This is a genomic window from Thermosynechococcus sp. PP555 (genome assembly GCF_031583225.1).
Lineage (GTDB): Bacteria > Cyanobacteriota > Cyanobacteriia > Thermosynechococcales > Thermosynechococcaceae > Thermosynechococcus.
The window spans coordinates 1,136,129-1,153,290 of record NZ_CP134168.1 but is presented as its reverse complement, the minus strand read 5'-3'; the positions used below and the strand labels follow the sequence as shown (position 1 = coordinate 1,153,290).

Here is a 17,162-nt window from a genome sequence, read left to right as displayed (position 1 = left end):
CAGGCGGGAACTACCCCAACCATAGCATTGCTTAACCCGCTGAGGGGTGTTTCATGATTTTGAATAGCTAAAAACTTAAAGTGCCGTAACAGGGCGGAACGTGCTCAACACTTCTGATCGACCCAGTTCACAACGGTGTGAACCTCCAGTTGCAGGCCGATCAGCTCATACTCGGTCCTTCGCAATTATCCACAACCGAGAGTGCAGGGATGGCTGCTCGCCGTTGGCGCAACCCCATTTCGAGATACCAAGTGGTGATGTTGGGATAGCCCATCAACGTCAATTGTTTCACTGTTGACAAGTCCCATGCCCTTACATTACGAGATCACTATAACACTTCATTACCTAATTTGCCGTGCGCCGTGCCTATTATGTTTTTGGTACTTGTTTCACCGTCTTCCTCATTCTCTACCTCTTGCGAGGAACCGGTTGGCTGACGATGCTGCCGGGAGGAATTTTCTTAATCCTTGCCATGGCCAGTTGGTTGACGGGACTTTGGTCGCTGCTCACCTTCTTGAAGCAGCGCTATTGACGCTTGGATAGCCTCGCTCTATAAGGCCACCGCTAGTTGCGGGGATTCTAGGGGCAGCGGTTGCAGGGGGACGGTCGTTGGTGTACTTGGCAATAGGGCGGTACGAAACTGGGGTGAGTTTCCATGCCAAAACTCGGCCATAAAGGCAGTGGCGTTGTTGGTAACGACATTGACCACAGGATGCAAGCCCAAAAACATGCCGCCAAAGGTAACGGCTAAATTGGGTAGAGAAATCAAGGCGACATTTTGATAGGTGCGCTCTAGGGCATCGCGGGCAATGGCCATGCCACGGCCAAGGGCAGACCAGTCGCCATCCAAGAGAACGACCACTTTGGCATTGGGGGCAAAGGTAGGGGGCTGCCAGCGAATCGGTAGCCATGTGGCTTCAGGACAGGAGCAGGTGTCACCAAAGCTAATCCAACCCACCCGCCGCCGCTTACCCACGAGGTAGGCCTGCAGATCGGTGAGGCGATCGCTCGTCAGATCGGTGGTGCCCTCAAGGGGCGAGCCTTGATCTTGCAGCAGATAGATATGAAGGCCAAGGTGTCGCAATTGCTGAATCAGGATTTGTGCCCGTTGGGGCTGGGGAAGACCTGCGCGCGCATCAATCACCAAGCTCTCTAGTTGTGCCAGTTGCTCTAAAGTACCAGCGGTGGGTAAATAGATCCCCTGTTGCACAGCAAATACCTGCGCCGAGAGCATTACCGTCCGCAGCGACAGTTGCACACCACTGCCAAAGTCAAATTGTAACGGGGCGATCGCTGGCCCATAGACTCCCGTAGCCAACCAGAGGGCACCACTGAGGGCAAGGGTTGGCAGCACCGCATGGCGCGCAAATTCCCCCTGTTGGTGAGCAAGAGCACTGTCATAGACCGGTTCAGTGTGCAGGAGATCCGTGATCAAGCCAAGGCGTGTTTGCCAGCCAGTACGCACTACCCGCAGCTGGACTTGTCCTGTCAGGATTTGACAGCCGGCATAGAGAGCATCGCCGGGACGACACACCCACACCTGTCGCGAGAATTCAAAATGGGCAGGCTCCACTTCCGCCAATCCAGCAACAACACTGCCATCTACGGGCACAACATCCCCCGGCCGCAGCCACAGGAGATCCCCCGCTTGTAACTCCTGACTTTCAATCGTCAGGGAATGTCCTTGGCGTTCCACCGTCAGGTGTTCGTAGTGAGCCATCAAGACACTGGGATATCGATGCAACTGTTGTCGTCGCTGGCGATCGCGCACATCTGCCCGTACCCCCACTAGGGCAGTCTTCAAAGCAGGCGCTAAGAACTGGCCATTGACGGTATGCAGTGCCATCCAGAGGCTATCGAGCAAATCCACATTCGGGGGATGCCCCTGACGCATCTGATGCCCCACCCGCTGAAACCACGGCCAAGCACTGGCCAAGACCGTTGCCCCAACCACCGCGAAGGGCAATTCCAAGGGCACACTGAGGAGCGAGACCCCCAAGGCCACCAAGGGCAGACCCAAGCGTTCCCAATCGGTTTCAAGGCGAGCATCGGCCTCGACTTGTGCTTCGTAATCTTCAAGGGCGATCGCATCCGCAGGAGCCGCACTCTCCGGCAAGGGCTGCGGCATGGCCACCATGGCTTGCTGAAAACAGTGATTCAAACTTTCATAGACCGCCGCTTCATGGAGCAAATGGGGTTGATACTCCACCACCACCGTTGCCGCTTGGGGATTGAGCCGTACCCGCTCGACAATGGCCAAAGACTCCAGCAACTGCACCAATAACTCTCCGTAGGCCGAATCTCGCTGCACACGCGGCACCCGAAATCGCACCCGTCCTGTTGTGGCATGGACAATTTGCTGCTCCATTAACGCTCCCATGAAGTTCAATCAAGACAGGTGACGCACCGTTTCTCGTGTGGCGTAATCCATAAAGCTATAGGCTAATGTTTCCAAAATCATTTCCCACCCTTCAGGTCTCGACAAATCAATACCTCTAACATCTACGATATAGATTGGATTTCCCTCTCGATCAAAAGCAATTGTATTTTCTTTTTCTGCGAAAATTATTTTCGGTGTTAGGCATCCTGTTACTTTTAATTTGTAGCCCGCTTTTTCACATATTTCCTCAAGTGTATAAATCATTTCATAGGAGTAACACCTTTTCTCATATTTTGGCGGTGGTATAAAAACGCGATATAGTTTTCTCATACTTCTAAATCGAGCAAAATTTGACTATTTTTCTGTGTTGACTTACGTAATGCACTTGCTTGTTGAGAATTGTTTTTGCACATTTCTAGATACTTTGAATTATCACTAATTGCCAATTTAATGAGTTTTATTTTTTCTTGATCTAAGTAGTTTTTCAAAATATCAATTCTTGGACTTTTCATCATGTTTAAGATGCGAATAATATCTCGCTTATCTTTATCCCCTTTTGATGAATGAAACCTGTCAGAATAAGCATCTAACTTAAGAATTAATAGATGCTCTAAACACGCACAGGGCAGATTATCAATAACTATTTTTTCTGCATTGACCTCACAAAAGGGTATAGCGAGATGATTATTTCTTTCAACATAGACATCAAATTCCCATCCATTCTTAATGAGCTGATACTTATTTAAGCGCCGGTTTGGTGTGATCTCTTCCAAATCTCGTAAATCTGCAAAATCAATAAGGGAGATGTAGAAGTCTCCATCATGACTGCTTTCAGCAAGATGCAATAGACCTTGGGATTTGCTATGCAGATAAACTGCGATTCCGCCAATAAAAATCGCACCGTCAGGGAACAGTTCAGCTAATTCTTGGCTGGTTTTAAGCAGTTCGTCCATCAGAAGCTTGCCAAAGGTTGTGGTCGTAATCGTACGCTGAGTAAGTCTACCTGTACGATAGCAAACTTGAGTCAAGCCACAAAGTTTTCCAAATAGCCTGTCAATCAGGAGACCATATCAGAAGGCTGTAGATCACTTCCTAGGTTAGAGGGGAGCACCTGAGATCAAAAACGAGCCATTGTCGCTTGACAAATCAAAGTCATAACGATTACACTTTAGGAAGTAAGGTTATGTAGAGGACTCCACCATGCTACCCAACCGTGAAGGGCAACGTGTTCCCGAAGTCACCTTTCGCACCCGTGAAGGCGATCAATGGGTCAATGTGACTACCAATGATTTGTTCAATGGCAAAACCGTTGTTGTGTTTGCTTTGCCGGGCGCTTTCACCCCTACCTGTTCTTCAACCCATCTCCCCGGCTACAACGAATTAGCACCCCTATTTCGTAACTGTGGCGTGGATGATATCCTCTGCATTTCCGTGAATGATGCCTTTGTCATGAATGAGTGGGGCAAAACCCAGCAAGCCGAGAATGTGCGCCTCATTCCCGATGGTAATGGTGAGTTTACCGCCGGCATGGGAATGCTTGTTGATAAGGAAGACCTTGGCTTTGGCAAGCGCTCTTGGCGTTATTCAATGTTGGTGAAGGATGGCGTCATCGAGAAAATGTTCATTGAACCCGAAGAACCCGGCGACCCCTTTAAGGTCTCGGATGCGGAAACGATGCTCTGCTACCTCAACCCCAGCTACAAGCGGCAATGTGTTTCTCTCTTTACAAAGCGGGGCTGTCCCTACTGCGCCAACGCCAAAACCATGCTGGCGCAAAAGGGCATTCACTACGATGAGATTGTCATCGGTGAGGGGGCTAGCCTGCGATCGCTCCAAGCAGTGACAGGGGCAACAACGGTTCCTCAAGTCTTTATTGACGGCCAATACATTGGCGGTTCGGAGGCACTGGCAGAGTACCTAGCGACCAATTGTTAAGGATCTTCGCTAAAGCAGCGGCAGGCAAGGATTTCACCCAAAAATGGAGAATGAACTGCCTGCATCCCCGCCATCTATGACAAAGCCACGCTTTTGGACACGCTTTTTCCTGTGCCTATTGTTCACTTTTTTACTGGTGGTGGGGCAGGCACAGTGGCCTTTAATGGCGCAAGATGCCCAAGTACCCCCAGCGGCGGCTGAGATTCAGGAATACCTAGTGATCCTCGATGGCGAAGTTTTGTTTGAGGTGCGTGAAGGCATTGGCTCCTTTACCCCCGAGGAACGGGCGGCAGCGATTCAACGCCGTATCCTGCAAGTGGCAGAGGATGAAGATATTCCCGTTGAGAGCATTACCATCAAAAGAGTGGGCGATCGCGACAATGTCAGCGTGGTTCAAGACAACCGCCCGCTCGTCACCATTACAAAAGCCGATGTGGGCGATCGCCTAGAAACGCAAGAAGAAATAGCGATTGAACTCGCCCAGCGCATTCGTGAGGCCATTACCCGTTATCGCCAAGATCGCGTTCCCCAAAACCTGCTCAAAAATACTGTTTTTGCAGTTTTAACAACGATTCTCACCCTGATCCTCTGTTCAGTGATTATTCGCATCTCCGGTAAGATTTTCCCGCCGGTAAGCCGCTGGGGTGGCGAGCGGATTCCCCCTTTACGCCTGCAAAATTTTGAGATTATTTCTCAGGAAACGGTTGAGCTTTGGCTATTGCGGATATTGCAGTTTACGCGGTTGGCGCTGCTGCTATTTATCCTCTATCTGTACCTGACGTTTGTTTTCAATCTCTTTCCTTGGACACGCGCCTTTGGCAAGAATTTTCTCAATCACTTCTTGGGTTCCCTTGAATTTATTCTCACGAGTATTGGCAACTATCTGCCTAATCTGGTGGCGATCGCCGTCATTGTGGCTATCACCTACTACATCTTGAAAGGGGTGCGGGCGATTTTTTATGCCCTTGAAACCGAGCGTTTGGTCATTCCGGGCTTCTACACCGATTGGGCAAAACCCACCTACAACCTGCTGCAAATTTTAATTATTGCTTTGGCGGCAGTCGTTGTCTTTCCCTACTTACCCGGCTTTGACTCCCCAGCCTTCCGAGGTATTTCTGTGTTTTTGGGGATTCTCTTTTCCTTGGGTTCCACCTCGGCGATCGCCAACGTGGTGGGTGGCGTCATTCTCATCTATACTCGCTCCTTTCAGGTGGGCGACCTCATTCAAATCGGCGATGTTAAGGGGATTGTGGTACAAAAAACGCTCCTTGTCACCCGTATTTGTGCCTTCAATAATCAAGTGATTACAGTTCCCAACTCGTCACTGCTCAACAGCACAGTCATCAATTACGCTGTAGCCATTCGGGAAATGGGTCAGCCCTTGATTTTGCAAACTACGATTACCCTTGGCTATGATGTCCCTTGGCGCGACGTTTATGCAGCCATGATTGAGGCGGGTCGCCGCACTACAAACATCCTCAATGATCCTGCCCCCTTTGTGTTGCAAATTGCCCTCAATGACTACCACATCGCCTATGAGCTGAATGTTTACACCCGTAACTGGAAGGGGCTACGCTATACCATTTCTGAATTGCATCAAAACCTCCAAGACGCCTGCAACGAAGCGGGTATCGAAATCATGTCACCAAGCTACTTGGCACTGCGGGATGGCAACACCAGCACGATTCCCAGCAACTACTTAGGGGATGACTATCTCCCCCCCGGCTTCCGCATTACGCTACCGAAATAGCTCAAGTCATTGAATCCGTTAACAAACTCTAAAACTGGATGGCAATCCCAAAAATCCTGTGCTAGAATCAAGCAAAATTGCTAGTTGTACTTCACTGCTACCATGGAAATCTCTAGTCTTTTGGAGGCTGCTCTCGAACACCTCAAGGCTGTAGATACTGCTGTTAACCAGATTACTAAACGCGATCCACAAATTCTTAACCAGCCTCACTTACAGGCAATACTCCAACAGTTTTACGATACCTACACCGAAGCCAAAGAACGGCTAGAACATCCCACCTTTCGCATTGCTACTATTGGCACTACATCTTCAGGTAAATCTACCCTTGTTAATGCCCTTATTGGTCGTAGAATTGCGCCAATTGAAGCACAGCAAATGAGTGCAGGAATTTTACGCATTCATCACAGCCTTCAAAATAGATTAGTCATTAATCCCACGATTGGTTGGCAAAACCTCACTGATGAGGATATCTACAGTAAGATTAAGGAGTGCATGACTCGTTACCATGAAAGAAAAAAAGTAGAGTCCGACCTTCCCTTCCCTGAAATTGAGGTCTATTGCCCAATTTTGCCAGTCATAGATCGCTTAAAAATTGGACTACCAGAGAGCGTGAACATCGAAATTCTTGACCTACCTGGCTTGGAATCAATTAACGATCAAAAAAACTTAAAGCTTATTCAGGATACCATCAAAGGCTGCTTTAGTATCGTTACAATTAATTATCAAGAAACAGATAGTGATAAACAGGAAACGCTTCTTAAAGAATTAAAAGACATTGTAGAGTGGTTTGGGGGAGACCCCAAAATGATGATTTTCATTCTAAATAAGATAGATAGCCGTACGAGTGAAGACGACTCAATAGAAAAGCGCATTCAGAACTTGAAGGCACAAATACAAACAACCCTAGGGCTAGGCACACCACCTGAAATCATTCCAATGACAGCACTATTCCTCTACTATGCACAGCTAATTCATGCTTACTCAGAATCAGCCTATCAATTGGATATTCTAGAAAACCTGCTGCATGATTGTGCAAACATTTTTACAAGAGAAGAAAAATATAATGAAGAAATAGCTAATTTCTATGATGATCTAAGACGGAAATCTCGTCGTAAAACAGCACTTACATCAGAAGAATCTAAAAAACTTTTAGACTATGCCTTGAATATAAGTGGCAGCAAGATATTTTGGCAAACTTTAAGTAAATACTGTCAGTCATCATTTCGGCAAAGTGTTCTTGCACCCATTTTATTAGATTTCATTAACAAATCTAAAAATCTTCAAGCAGAGATAGGTACTGCTCTTGAAATTAAACGTAAAATCTCAATTGAAGAAATTGAAGAAGAAAAGCAAGAAATCGAAACCAAACAGAAAGAAATTCAAAAAAAGATAGAAGAAACTTTTGAAGAATTCAGTAACAAACTAAATCAGTTAAGTAATGTGATGATATCTAAAAGTACTGAAACTGAAAAAAGAAGCAAGATAAAAGAGTTAAGACTTCCTGAGCAGTGTCAAGGAAATGTTACTAAAACAATTGACTTTCCAAGTGAAGTCAAGACAGATCTATCAATTGAAATTTTAAGTCCTGTAAATCAATACTTGAGAGGCTCTAGAAATTATGATAGCCATAGTTTACCTAAGTCATACGATAATTTAAGGCAAATTCTTCAACCCCATCTATTCAATCGTGTTCTTCAAAATTGCCAAAACCTTAGTGAAGTTATTGACAAAAGCATCGATATTCTAATTAATGTTTTAGATGCGGATGACAACACAAAAAATCAAATAATTAACCAAGTAGAGGAGGCAATTGAGGGAGCTATTATTGTACTTAATTTTGATATAGAAGAAGCTTGTCAAGAACGAACTAGGTTTCTCATTCAAGCCCATCGCTCCACTCTTGAAAACTTTGCTAACTCCTACAGCCAAATTACTCTTGATAACTTGATCCATAAAATAAATGAAATTTTACCTCAATTGAGTATTGCAGAACGTATTAAGACTAGTATTGAAGCTGCTCGATCTTATCCTAATGTAGATGATCTTTTGAAAAACTTGTCAATAGCCAAAAGAATATCTATCCCTATTTCCAATCTTAAAGACACGGGGGAAGCTGCTGCAGGCGGTGCATTCTTGGCAGGAATGACTGGGGCTTTACTAGGTCTAATCTTTGGCCTTACAACTGCAGGGGTTGGTGCAGCTATTGGGTTTGGCTTAGGTGCAGCAGCTGGCTCTAGTATTGATCGTGACAATAGAATAAAAGAAATCAAAGATTTAAAACTAACAATTATTAACAAGCTTTATGAAAATTGGGAATCATCATTAGGGGCGTCTGAATTTAACAATAAAGTTGTTGAAGCGATCACAAGATGGGTTACAGCAATAATAGATGACTTAAGAGAAAGGATTCAAGAAACAGTAAAACAAGTTTCCGAAACATCAATAGAATACTTAGATAGCCAACGTCATGAAATAGAGCAAAAAAGACAAAAAAATGAAGATGAGTTAGATTACTTAAATCAGCAGAATAATTTGATAATTGATAATCTGACTAAATTAAAGAAAATAGCTGGGGTTGAATCTGTGTAATCTGAGTTTAGCTTATCTACTGTCTTATGAAGGTTAAGGGTATGAATTTTTTCAGTTTTAGTCTCAATCTTTTAGTGATTAGTGCAGGTGTAGTATTAGTTTTAGTTGCTGGGAGTATTTTATTAGATATCATAAAAAACAACTTGCCTTCTGAAAGAAATCTATTTCTGATTTTAGCAATTCGCGAATCAGATCGTAAATTTATTGAGAATATTAGTAAATCTCTAGATAAGCAAAGTTGCAACCTTCTCCTTCGGAAAGTGAAATATATCTATAGCTGTTCTAACCAAGATTGCGATATAATTTGGACAAATAAAAAAATAATAAATGAAAAAGACTGTAGGGAAACAGATTTCTTTTTAGTCAAAATCAAGCTAGATCCTAGTGTTTCCTCGATTGATTTCAGAAATAAAGCAAAAAGCTTGATTGATTTAGAAGAAGCACTTTCTCAGTTAGTTGGTAATGCAACGGTAGAAGAGATTTCAAAAGCAGTTGATCCTGAAATCATTGATCGGTACTTTACTAAGGTAGGGTAACATCATACAATTTCCGCTCACAGTCACTTTTGACGTTACTCCAGACATTCTGAATGGGCTTTTTAGTGGTGAGTTGCTACGCACAGGAGGAGTGATCTGTGAGGCTGCAATGGGTCAAATTGTCAAACACTTGAGTCACAACTATTACTGAAGCAAGGTTCCCTAGCAGTGGTTCAAGAAGCGCACGCTCTTCTTCAGGAGCAGATACCTCAGTGTCGAGAAATCGTTCAGCAGTGGTGCTTAGCGCTGCTTCCTACAGAGCGACCTCAACTCTATAGTGCCTATGCCTACCAAGCACCACAGTTCCAAAAGGAAATTCCAGCCGAGAGGGTGCAGCGACTCCTGCGCCTTTCCCTCCAAGATAATGCACTTACACCCCAACAGCGCTACAACCGTGAACGGGATGTGAGAGTTGAGTTTGCGATGACCTATTTTGGACAACTGCCACCGTCATGGTTCCAGACTCAGATTGCCTATGCAGAATTCCTCGACTGGCTACTTGCTAGGCTAGGCTTAGGTAATGTTTGGAGCAGCGGATCATGAGTCTTCTTGGCAATATCATTTGGTTGATCTTTGGCGGCTTCCTGACGGGCATTGGCTATATGCTGGGCGGTGTGACGCTGTGCCTGACGATCATTGGCATTCCCTTTGGGATTAAAGCGATTCAACTGGGTTGGAGTGCTCTATTGCCCTTTGGAAAGCAAATTGTTGAAGCGCCCGATGCCAACAGCACCCTAACGATGATCTTTAATATCCTGTGGCTTTTGGTTGTGGGCTGGGGCATTGCCCTCAATCACCTCTTTTGGGGGTTGCTCTTGGCGGTGACGATTATTGGCCTGCCCTTTGCGCAGCAGCATTTCAAGCTGATGATTTTAGGATTACTGCCCTTTGGCCGTGAGTTGAAGTGATTACCAGTAATGGGGGGCTAGGGTGCCCCCTCGATGCTTACGCAAGCTTCAATTGCTGCAACGCAGACTGAAGCGGAAACAGATTGGGTCAGCCAACTGGAAGAAGATTCAACAGAAAGTGGCAAAGCTGCATGAACAGATTGCCCGCACCCGCAGGGACTTTCACTAGCGGGATGAGCGTCACTTGAGGATGCCAAAGTAGTAGGCGGCAACCAAGAAGTTAATGGCCAACAGCAGCACAGCCCAAAAGGTACGGAAAGCGTAGGTGGGTTTTGCAGATTTTGTTGCCATAGTTGACATCCTCTGGATAGGAAACGGCAATCCTATTATACGCCGGTAGTCTCCTGTATGCCGAGGGCGACGTGATATACTGCAAATCAAACCTAGCCGCGAGCTAGACTGCCTAGGGTATCAAAAAATAATCTAAAGCCCAAGATTGGTCTAAAGGTTGCTAGAGTATATTTTTAAGGCTACAAATTCGTTATAAGGGTTCTGTTTATGTCCAGTGCATTGTCCGTTACAGATGCCACCTTTGAAGAAGAAGTATTAAATAGCGATATTCCTGTACTGGTAGACTTTTGGGCGCCTTGGTGTGGACCCTGTCGTATGGTGGCTCCCGTTGTTGACGAAATTGCCAATGAGTATCAGGGCAGGGTCAAGGTTGTCAAGGTGAATACCGATGAAAACTCTAAGGTGGCCACCGACTACGGTATTCGCAGTATCCCAACACTGATGATTTTCAAGGGCGGCCAAAAGGTGGATATTTTGGTGGGTGCAGTACCCAAAACCAAAATTGAAGCAACCCTTGCCCAGTTCCTCTAAGCTGGATACGCCCCTACTGCTATGGTTCCTGTTGAGCCAGCGATCGTCATCCATGTCAATGGCACTCCTCACACCCTGAGGCGATCGCTCTCGATTCCAGAACTCTGTGACTTGCTCAACATTCACCCCCGCCTTGTTGCCATTGAATACAATGGTGAGATTTTACATCGGCAGTTTTGGGAAACCACCTATGTGCAGGCGGGCGATCGCTTGGAAATTGTCACGATTGTCGGTGGCGGCTGATGCGCGGGTGGCGATGGCCTCTAATTGCGCTACTGGTTTGTCTATGCACCCTCAGCCTCGGAAGCTGTGCTGGCCTAATTACGCCGCGTGGCAACCAATTGGTGACCGCCGTCACCTCAGACCCAAAAACCTTTAACTATGCCCTGAGCCAAGAGTCCCCCAATGTCTTTAGCTACCTTTATACAGGGTTAATTCAAGAAAATGGCCTCACGGGTGAGCTGGAGCCAGCCCTCGCTGAATCTTGGCAAATTAAGCCTGAAACCCTCGAGATTGTCTTTCAACTCAAGCCGAATCTGAAATGGTCGGATGGGATGCCCCTCACCAGTGAGGATGTGGTCTTCACCTACAATGAGATCTATTTCAATCCTGAGATTCCCACCAGTAGCCGCGATATTCTCCGTATTGGCCAGAAGGGGCTGCTGCCCGAAGTGACCGCCCAAGGCGATCGCCAAGTGACGTTTAAGCTCCCTGAACCCTTTGCGCCGTTTTTACGCAATACTGGCTTGCCGATTTTACCCGCCCATCTGCTGCGGCAAGCAGTACGAGAACGGGATAGCCAAGGGCGGTTGAAGTTTTTGTCCATGTGGGGAACTGATACGGATCCACGGCAAATTGTTGGCAATGGCCCTTTTGTCATGGATCGCTATGTGAATAGCCAGCGGTTGATTTTTCGGCGCAATCCCTTCTACTGGCGATCGCCCCTGCCCCATCTGGAACGCTTTATTTGGCAAATTGTGGAATCCACCGACACCGCCATGCTGCAATTTCGCTCGGGCGGTCTGGATCTATTTGCCGTCACCCCTGAGATGTTTTCCCTCCTCAAGCGGGAAGAAAAGCGCGGCCAGTTTCGCATCTACAACAGTGGGCCGAGTCCCAATACCCTTTTCCTTTCCTTTAATCTCAATCGCGGTCGCCGCAATGGCAAGCCCCTTGTGGATCCCGTGAAGTCCGAGTGGTTTAACGATGTGCGGTTCCGTCAGGCAGTGGCCTATGCCCTCGATCGCCAGCGGATGATTAACAACATTTACCAAGGTTTAGGGGCACCCCAACATTCCACCATTCCCGTCCAAAGTCCCTTTTACTTCTCCCCAGAGCAGGGACTGCCCACCTACCGTTACGATGTGGCCAAAGCCAAGGCATTACTGCAAGAGGCAGGCTTCCGCTACGACAATCAAGGTCGCCTCTTTGACGCTCAAGGGAACCGCGTCCGCTTTTCACTGATTACCAATGCGGGCAACAAAATCCGTGAGGCGATAGCGACACAAATTCAGCAGGACTTGGGGGCGATCGGCATGCAGGTGGATCTGCAATTTTTGGCCTTTGGCACCCTCGTGGATCGTCTCTCCAATTCCCTAGAGTGGGAAGCCCATATCCTCGGTTTTACGGGGGGTGGCAATGAACCCAATAGCGGTGCCAATATCTGGCGCGTGGATGGCCTTTTGCATACGTTCAATCAGCAACCGGCACCCAACCAACCGCCGATCACGGGTCGAGTGGTGGCCGACTGGGAGCAGCGCATTAGTGATCTCTATGTGCAGGGAGCACAGGAACTCAATCTAGAACGCCGCAAGCAAATCTACGCCGAAGCCCAGCGGCTGGCTCAGGAATATCTCCCCTTTATCTACTTGGTGAATCCCCTCTCCCTCACGGCTTTTCGCAATCATGTGGTGGGCGCGAATCCCACGGCGCTGGGGGGTGCCCTGTGGAATCTCGATGAACTGAAAGTGGAAATGGCAGCCATGGATTAGGCCTCTTCGGGTTTGGTCTCCGGTGGCACTTCGGTTCGGTTGTCTGCGGCTAACTGTACCTTGGCCTGTTGCCATAGGGCTTCCAGTTCTTCTAGGGTGTAAGTTTCAAGGGGGCGATCGATGGCCGCCTCAATACACTCCAAGCGTTGGATAAAGCGTTGGTAGGTTTGTTGCAGGGCATTCACAGGATCTAGTTGGCACCAGCGGGCAAGGTTAATCACACTAAAGAGCAGGTCTCCCAATTCCGCAGCCTGTTGCTCGGCATTCCCTTGCAAAAGGGCCTCCTGAAACTCCGCCAGCTCCTCGTAAAATTTCTCCCATGCACCGCTAATGGTTGGCCAATCTAGGCCAGCGCGACTGGCTCGCTCACCAATTTTCATACCCGCCATCAGGGGGGGCAGGGTACGGGCATAGCGTTGCAGCTTTTGACTCAGGGGGAGGCGGTCTTCAGTCCCTTTTTCAGCCGCTTTGATTTGCTCCCATTGATCGCGCACCTCTTGCGCAGTGGTGAGTGCCACTTCACCAAAGACATGGGGATGGCGGCGGATCAGCTTATTGGTAATCCCTTGAATAACTTGGGCGAGGGTAAATTGATCGGCTTCTTGAGCCAGTTGACTCTGGAGCACGACTTGCAGCAACAGGTCTCCCAATTCTTCGGCGATCGCCCCGGTGTCTCCCTCTTGAAGGGCATGGACAACTTCATAGGCCTCCTCAAGAACGTAGGGAATGAGGGTGGTGGGTGTTTGCTGCAAATCCCAAGGGCAGCCTCGCTCAGGATGGCGCAGTTCTCGAACCACGTCAATCAAGCGTTGAAATTGAATCAGTGCCTCTGGTAAGGGGGGTGGCACATACAGTTGTAGCGGGCAGGTGGCCTCTGTTAGTTCTGCCAATTCGCCAAGGGTGAGGAGTGTGCTCTGGTGTTGGGCGTCAATGAGTGTCAAGGGTGTCTCTAAAGGCCAGTGGTGGCGGAGGTGGTGTGCTAAGCGGTGGGCGATCGCCAGCGTCGGAATCTCCGTAATCAGACCCCCTTCAGGCAATTCTGTTGCTTCTGCCAAGACAGTTGCCGCCGACAAAACAGTTAAGGACATGGCCATAGGCGCAATCACTGGACGCTGCATCACGATTGTTTGCCTATCATCGCCAATTTCCTGATGTTCTTGCTAGGGGTCTCCTAAATGTTGCCCGTCAGGTGGCTGCCCTTAGGGTCAATTGAAAGGAGATAAACTAAGTGTAACGAAACATTTCTTTAGGCTAATCATGGCAGATTTTCTGTTGCGAGCAACGGCTGCGGCTGAAGGCATCCGTGCCGTGGGCGTCATTACCACTCAACTCACCGATGAAGCCCGCCAACGCCACCAACTCTCCTACGTTGCCACGGCTGCTTTGGGACGAACCATGGCCGCTGGCTTAATTCTCGCCTCTAGTTTCAAACAGCCCCAAGCACGGGTGAATGTGCGCATTCAAGGCAATGGCCCCCTAGGAACGGTTTTCGCGGATGCGGGTGCCGATGGCACGGTTCGCGGCTATGTGCAGTATCCCAGTGTTGAACTGCCTCCCAATGCCAAGGGCAAACTGGACGTGGGTGCGGCAGTGGGGCGTCAGGGGTATCTCTACGTCATCCACGATCTTGGCTACGGCTATCCCTATTCCAGTACGGTGGAGCTTGTCTCCGGGGAAATTGCCGAAGATGTCACCTACTACCTCGCCACTTCAGAGCAAACCCCCTCAGCCCTGATGTTAGGCGTTTTTGTTGAAGAGGCCGGGGTGACTGCCGCCGGTGGGTTGATGTTACAGGTGCTACCCAAAGCTGCCAATGATGAACACCTGATCGCCACCCTTGAAGAACGGGTGGCCAATCTCAAGGGCTTTACACCCCTGCTACAGGCGGGGCGGACACTGCCAGATATCTTTCAGGAACTCCTTGGGGATATGGACTTGCAACTCTTGCCCCAACGGCAAATGGTGCGCTTCCACTGTGGCTGTTCCCATGAACGGATGCTAGCGGCACTCAAGCTCCTAGGGGAGGCAGAATTAAAGGATATTCTAGCCACAGAGGCGAAGGCGGAAGCCACCTGTCAGTTCTGTAATGCTGTCTATTGGGCGGATCAGCCGATGTTGGAACAGTTGATTGCGGAGTTGGCCACTGCCTCAGTCTAAACCCTTGTTTCTGAGGAGTTTGCGTCATGTCCAGTGTGGTTGCGACTGCCCAACCCCCGTTGCATTTTCTCCCCCAGCGGTTTAGCTATCCAGTTTGGTGGACGGCGGCACGGCTCCTGCCCTTTTACATCCGCTACGGCCTTGGTCTCAATCGGGTGGAAGGGGTGAATGTCGAGACCCTTGCCCGTTATTACGAGCAGTTTCAGCGGGGACAGGTGCGGCTCCTCATTGCCTTTCGCCATCCTTGTACGGATGATCCTTTGGTGATGGGCTATTTGATGTGGCATCTATTGCCGCAAACAGCACGGCGGCTGGGCATTCGCTTGCGTCACCCCACGAATGGTTATTTTCTCTACGATCGCGGGATTCCCCTCTGGGCAGGGGAGCAAATTGGTTGGCTCTTCTCACGGTTGGGGGGGATTTCCATCATGCGCGGCAAGCTCGATAGCCAAGCCCTGCGATCGGCACGGGAGTTACTCTTGGAGGGACGATTTCCCCTAGCAGCAGCGCCGGAGGGGGCAACGAATGAACACAATGAACTGGTCGCACCTTTAGAGCCGGGCGTGGCACAACTGGGATTTTGGTGTCTGGAAGATTTGACGAAGGCGGGGCGATCGCTCCCTGTGGTCATTCTCCCCGTTGGCATTCAGTACAGCCTCAGTCAGCCCTCTTGGGAACGCATGGCCATGCTGATGGCACAACTGGAGAACCGCCTTGGCTGCCCCACCAATTCTCAGAGTACCGAACCGCAGGACCTCTACCGCCGCCTGCTCAATTTAGCGATGCACCTGCTGGATCGCCTAGAGACCTTTTATGCCACGTCCTACCGCCAAGATTTTCCCGAACTGCCCCCCTTTGACTCCCCCAATGCCGAATTGGCAGCACGGATTCAGCGACTCCTCAACAGTGCCCTTGTAGTGGCAGAGTCCTACTTTGGTCTTAAGGCCAGTGAAGATTTTGTGAGTCGCTGCCGACGGATTGAACAGGCCGCTTGGGAACGGATGTTTCGCGGTGATTTGGCACAACTGTCTGCCGTAGAGCGCTGTTTAGCCGATTGGTTGGCCGAGGAAGCCAATGTGCGATTACGTCATATGCGTCTTGCGGAGCGATTTACCTCGATTACGGGTAGCTATATCCGTGAGAAATTCACGATTGATCGCTTTGCCGATGTGGCACTGATCCTCTGGCGGACGTTTGATTGGTTAGAGGGAAAAAGCCCCAATGTGAATCGCTTGGTGGGCTTGCGGCAGGTGCGCCTCAGTGTCGGAGACCCCCTCAATTTAGAGAGCTATTGGCCGCTGTATCGTCGCGATCGCCAAGGGGCACGACAGGCCGTTAAGGAAGTCACTGACCAGATTCGCCAGCAATTTGAAGCGCTAATTGTGCCTACGGATTCTTAGAGGGATTCAAGCCAAACACAGGAGCGATCGCCCCTCTTGAAGCTGCTGCAGTGCCCTCAAAAGATCACTCGTCAGTTCTTGGGCAGCACTTTTGGGGTGGGTAACATTGTAATTGCCCGTACTCAAGGGAGCACCAATGATCACCTTGACCTCGCTTCCCCACTGCGGATAGGGCTGAGCATAATCGAGTAAAATCGGCAGAATCTGGATCGCTTCTTGACAGCGCTGAGCTGCCTGAAGGGCTAAACGCGCCAAGCCCGGCTTTAGGGGATGAATCTGGCGATCGCGAAAGATATTGCCCTCAGGAAAGACCACCAAGGCCTGTCCCCGCCGCAGGAGTTCCACACCTGTCCGCAAGGCACTCACCGAAGGCGCTTGGGTATTGACGGGAAAACCACCACACTGACCAATTACCCAGCCTTGCAGTCCCAGCATTTCATCGTGGGAGACCATGTAGTAGAGGTCGCGTCCACTCACCCGCCGTCCCGTCACATAGGGAATAATGAGCGCATCCCAACGGGAACGATGGGTGGGTGCCAAGATCACGGGCCCCCTTTTGGGTATCTGCTCCTGCCCTTGCACCTCAAGGGTACGAAAATAGCGCCGCAGGACAATATCCCCCACCAGACGGTACATCAGGGGAGTGAGGAGAGGCGAAATGTGGGGGAATGAAGACTTGACAGAATCTAGCATC

Annotated in this window: 19 protein-coding genes; 12 read left to right on the top strand and 7 right to left on the bottom strand. The window is 49.0% G+C overall.

Translation table 11 applies throughout. The annotated features are described in order from the left end of the window. Positions 1 to 160: 160 nt before the first annotated feature. Positions 161 to 292 (bottom strand): hypothetical protein, encoded by a 132-nt coding sequence (locus RHH27_RS05410; RefSeq protein ID WP_255451698.1) that lies wholly within the window; start codon positions 290 to 292, stop codon positions 161 to 163. A 63-nt stretch (positions 293 to 355) separates the two neighbouring features. Between RHH27_RS05410 and RHH27_RS05405 the strand changes: the two genes are divergently transcribed. Next, entirely contained in the window at positions 356 to 532 is a 177-nt protein-coding gene (locus RHH27_RS05405; RefSeq protein ID WP_302679048.1) for a hypothetical protein, read from the top strand. 18 nt (positions 533 to 550) lie between these two features. Here the strand turns inward: RHH27_RS05405 and RHH27_RS05400 are convergent, their stop codons facing one another. From RHH27_RS05400 to RHH27_RS05390, 3 genes are all read right to left on the bottom strand, one after another. After that, positions 551 to 2,368 (bottom strand): HMA2 domain-containing protein, encoded by a 1,818-nt coding sequence (locus RHH27_RS05400; protein ID WP_302679047.1) that lies wholly within the window; start codon positions 2,366 to 2,368, stop codon positions 551 to 553. Between the two features lie 21 nt (positions 2,369 to 2,389). Beyond that, complete coding sequence (locus tag RHH27_RS05395; protein WP_302679046.1) at positions 2,390 to 2,644, bottom strand: hypothetical protein; 255 nt, start codon at positions 2,642 to 2,644, stop codon at positions 2,390 to 2,392. 62 nt (positions 2,645 to 2,706) lie between these two features. Further along, the gene (locus RHH27_RS05390; RefSeq protein WP_206201398.1) at positions 2,707 to 3,333 is read right to left on the bottom strand and encodes a hypothetical protein; all 627 of its coding nucleotides are present in this window, start codon (positions 3,331 to 3,333) and stop codon (positions 2,707 to 2,709) included. Between the two features lie 247 nt (positions 3,334 to 3,580). On the opposite strand from RHH27_RS05390, the gene RHH27_RS05385 reads away from it, so the two are divergent. The 6 genes from RHH27_RS05385 (at position 3,581) to RHH27_RS05360 (ending at position 10,098) form a co-directional block, all read left to right on the top strand. Next, positions 3,581 to 4,315, top strand: coding sequence for a glutathione peroxidase (locus RHH27_RS05385; RefSeq protein WP_302679045.1), 735 nt, complete (start codon positions 3,581 to 3,583; stop codon positions 4,313 to 4,315). A gap of 76 nt (positions 4,316 to 4,391) precedes the next feature. Beyond that, positions 4,392 to 6,065 carry a mechanosensitive ion channel family protein gene (locus RHH27_RS05380; RefSeq protein ID WP_302679044.1) on the top strand — a complete coding sequence of 558 codons (1,674 nt, stop codon included), beginning with the start codon at positions 4,392 to 4,394 and terminating at the stop codon, positions 6,063 to 6,065. A gap of 102 nt (positions 6,066 to 6,167) precedes the next feature. Further along, on the top strand, positions 6,168 to 8,654 hold the full coding sequence (locus RHH27_RS05375; RefSeq protein WP_302679043.1) for a dynamin family protein: 2,487 nt from the start codon (positions 6,168 to 6,170) through the stop codon (positions 8,652 to 8,654). Positions 8,655 to 8,695: 41 nt separating this feature from the next. Then, positions 8,696 to 9,190, top strand: coding sequence for a hypothetical protein (locus RHH27_RS05370; protein ID WP_302679042.1), 495 nt, complete (start codon positions 8,696 to 8,698; stop codon positions 9,188 to 9,190). A 168-nt stretch (positions 9,191 to 9,358) separates the two neighbouring features. After that, positions 9,359 to 9,733 (top strand): hypothetical protein, encoded by a 375-nt coding sequence (locus RHH27_RS05365; protein ID WP_302676553.1) that lies wholly within the window; start codon positions 9,359 to 9,361, stop codon positions 9,731 to 9,733. Further along, complete coding sequence (locus tag RHH27_RS05360; RefSeq protein WP_206201395.1) at positions 9,730 to 10,098, top strand: YccF domain-containing protein; 369 nt, start codon at positions 9,730 to 9,732, stop codon at positions 10,096 to 10,098. The genes RHH27_RS05365 and RHH27_RS05360 overlap by 4 nt, the downstream gene beginning before the upstream one ends. Positions 10,099 to 10,278: 180 nt before the next feature. Here the strand turns inward: RHH27_RS05360 and psaX are convergent, their stop codons facing one another. Continuing rightward, a complete protein-coding gene (gene psaX / locus RHH27_RS05355) occupies positions 10,279 to 10,389 on the bottom strand; it encodes a photosystem I protein PsaX (protein ID WP_081711791.1) in 111 nt (36 codons plus the stop codon). A 207-nt stretch (positions 10,390 to 10,596) separates the two neighbouring features. On the opposite strand from psaX, the gene trxA reads away from it, so the two are divergent. From trxA to RHH27_RS05340, 3 genes are read left to right on the top strand one after another with little or no spacing between them, the layout of a single operon-like run. Beyond that, the gene (gene trxA, locus RHH27_RS05350; protein WP_149817697.1) at positions 10,597 to 10,920 is read left to right on the top strand and encodes a thioredoxin; all 324 of its coding nucleotides are present in this window, start codon (positions 10,597 to 10,599) and stop codon (positions 10,918 to 10,920) included. 21 nt (positions 10,921 to 10,941) lie between these two features. Further along, a complete protein-coding gene (gene thiS / locus RHH27_RS05345) occupies positions 10,942 to 11,163 on the top strand; it encodes a sulfur carrier protein ThiS (RefSeq protein WP_302679041.1) in 222 nt (73 codons plus the stop codon). Then, positions 11,163 to 12,911 (top strand): ABC transporter substrate-binding protein, encoded by a 1,749-nt coding sequence (locus RHH27_RS05340; protein WP_302679040.1) that lies wholly within the window; start codon positions 11,163 to 11,165, stop codon positions 12,909 to 12,911. The genes thiS and RHH27_RS05340 overlap by 1 nt, the downstream gene beginning before the upstream one ends. On the opposite strand, the gene mazG is transcribed toward RHH27_RS05340, so the two are convergent. Continuing rightward, on the bottom strand, positions 12,908 to 14,029 hold the full coding sequence (mazG, locus tag RHH27_RS05335) for a nucleoside triphosphate pyrophosphohydrolase (RefSeq protein WP_310742773.1): 1,122 nt from the start codon (positions 14,027 to 14,029) through the stop codon (positions 12,908 to 12,910). The genes RHH27_RS05340 and mazG overlap by 4 nt on opposite strands. A 139-nt stretch (positions 14,030 to 14,168) precedes the next feature. Between mazG and hslO the strand changes: the two genes are divergently transcribed. Continuing rightward, on the top strand, positions 14,169 to 15,068 hold the full coding sequence (gene hslO / locus RHH27_RS05330) for an Hsp33 family molecular chaperone HslO (protein WP_206201392.1): 900 nt from the start codon (positions 14,169 to 14,171) through the stop codon (positions 15,066 to 15,068). A 26-nt stretch (positions 15,069 to 15,094) separates the two neighbouring features. After that, the gene (locus tag RHH27_RS05325; RefSeq protein WP_206201391.1) at positions 15,095 to 16,468 is read left to right on the top strand and encodes a 1-acyl-sn-glycerol-3-phosphate acyltransferase; all 1,374 of its coding nucleotides are present in this window, start codon (positions 15,095 to 15,097) and stop codon (positions 16,466 to 16,468) included. A gap of 6 nt (positions 16,469 to 16,474) precedes the next feature. On the opposite strand, the gene RHH27_RS05320 is transcribed toward RHH27_RS05325, so the two are convergent. Next, positions 16,475 to 17,161 (bottom strand): 1-acyl-sn-glycerol-3-phosphate acyltransferase, encoded by a 687-nt coding sequence (locus RHH27_RS05320; RefSeq protein ID WP_302679039.1) that lies wholly within the window; start codon positions 17,159 to 17,161, stop codon positions 16,475 to 16,477. Position 17,162: the final 1 nt, after the last annotated feature.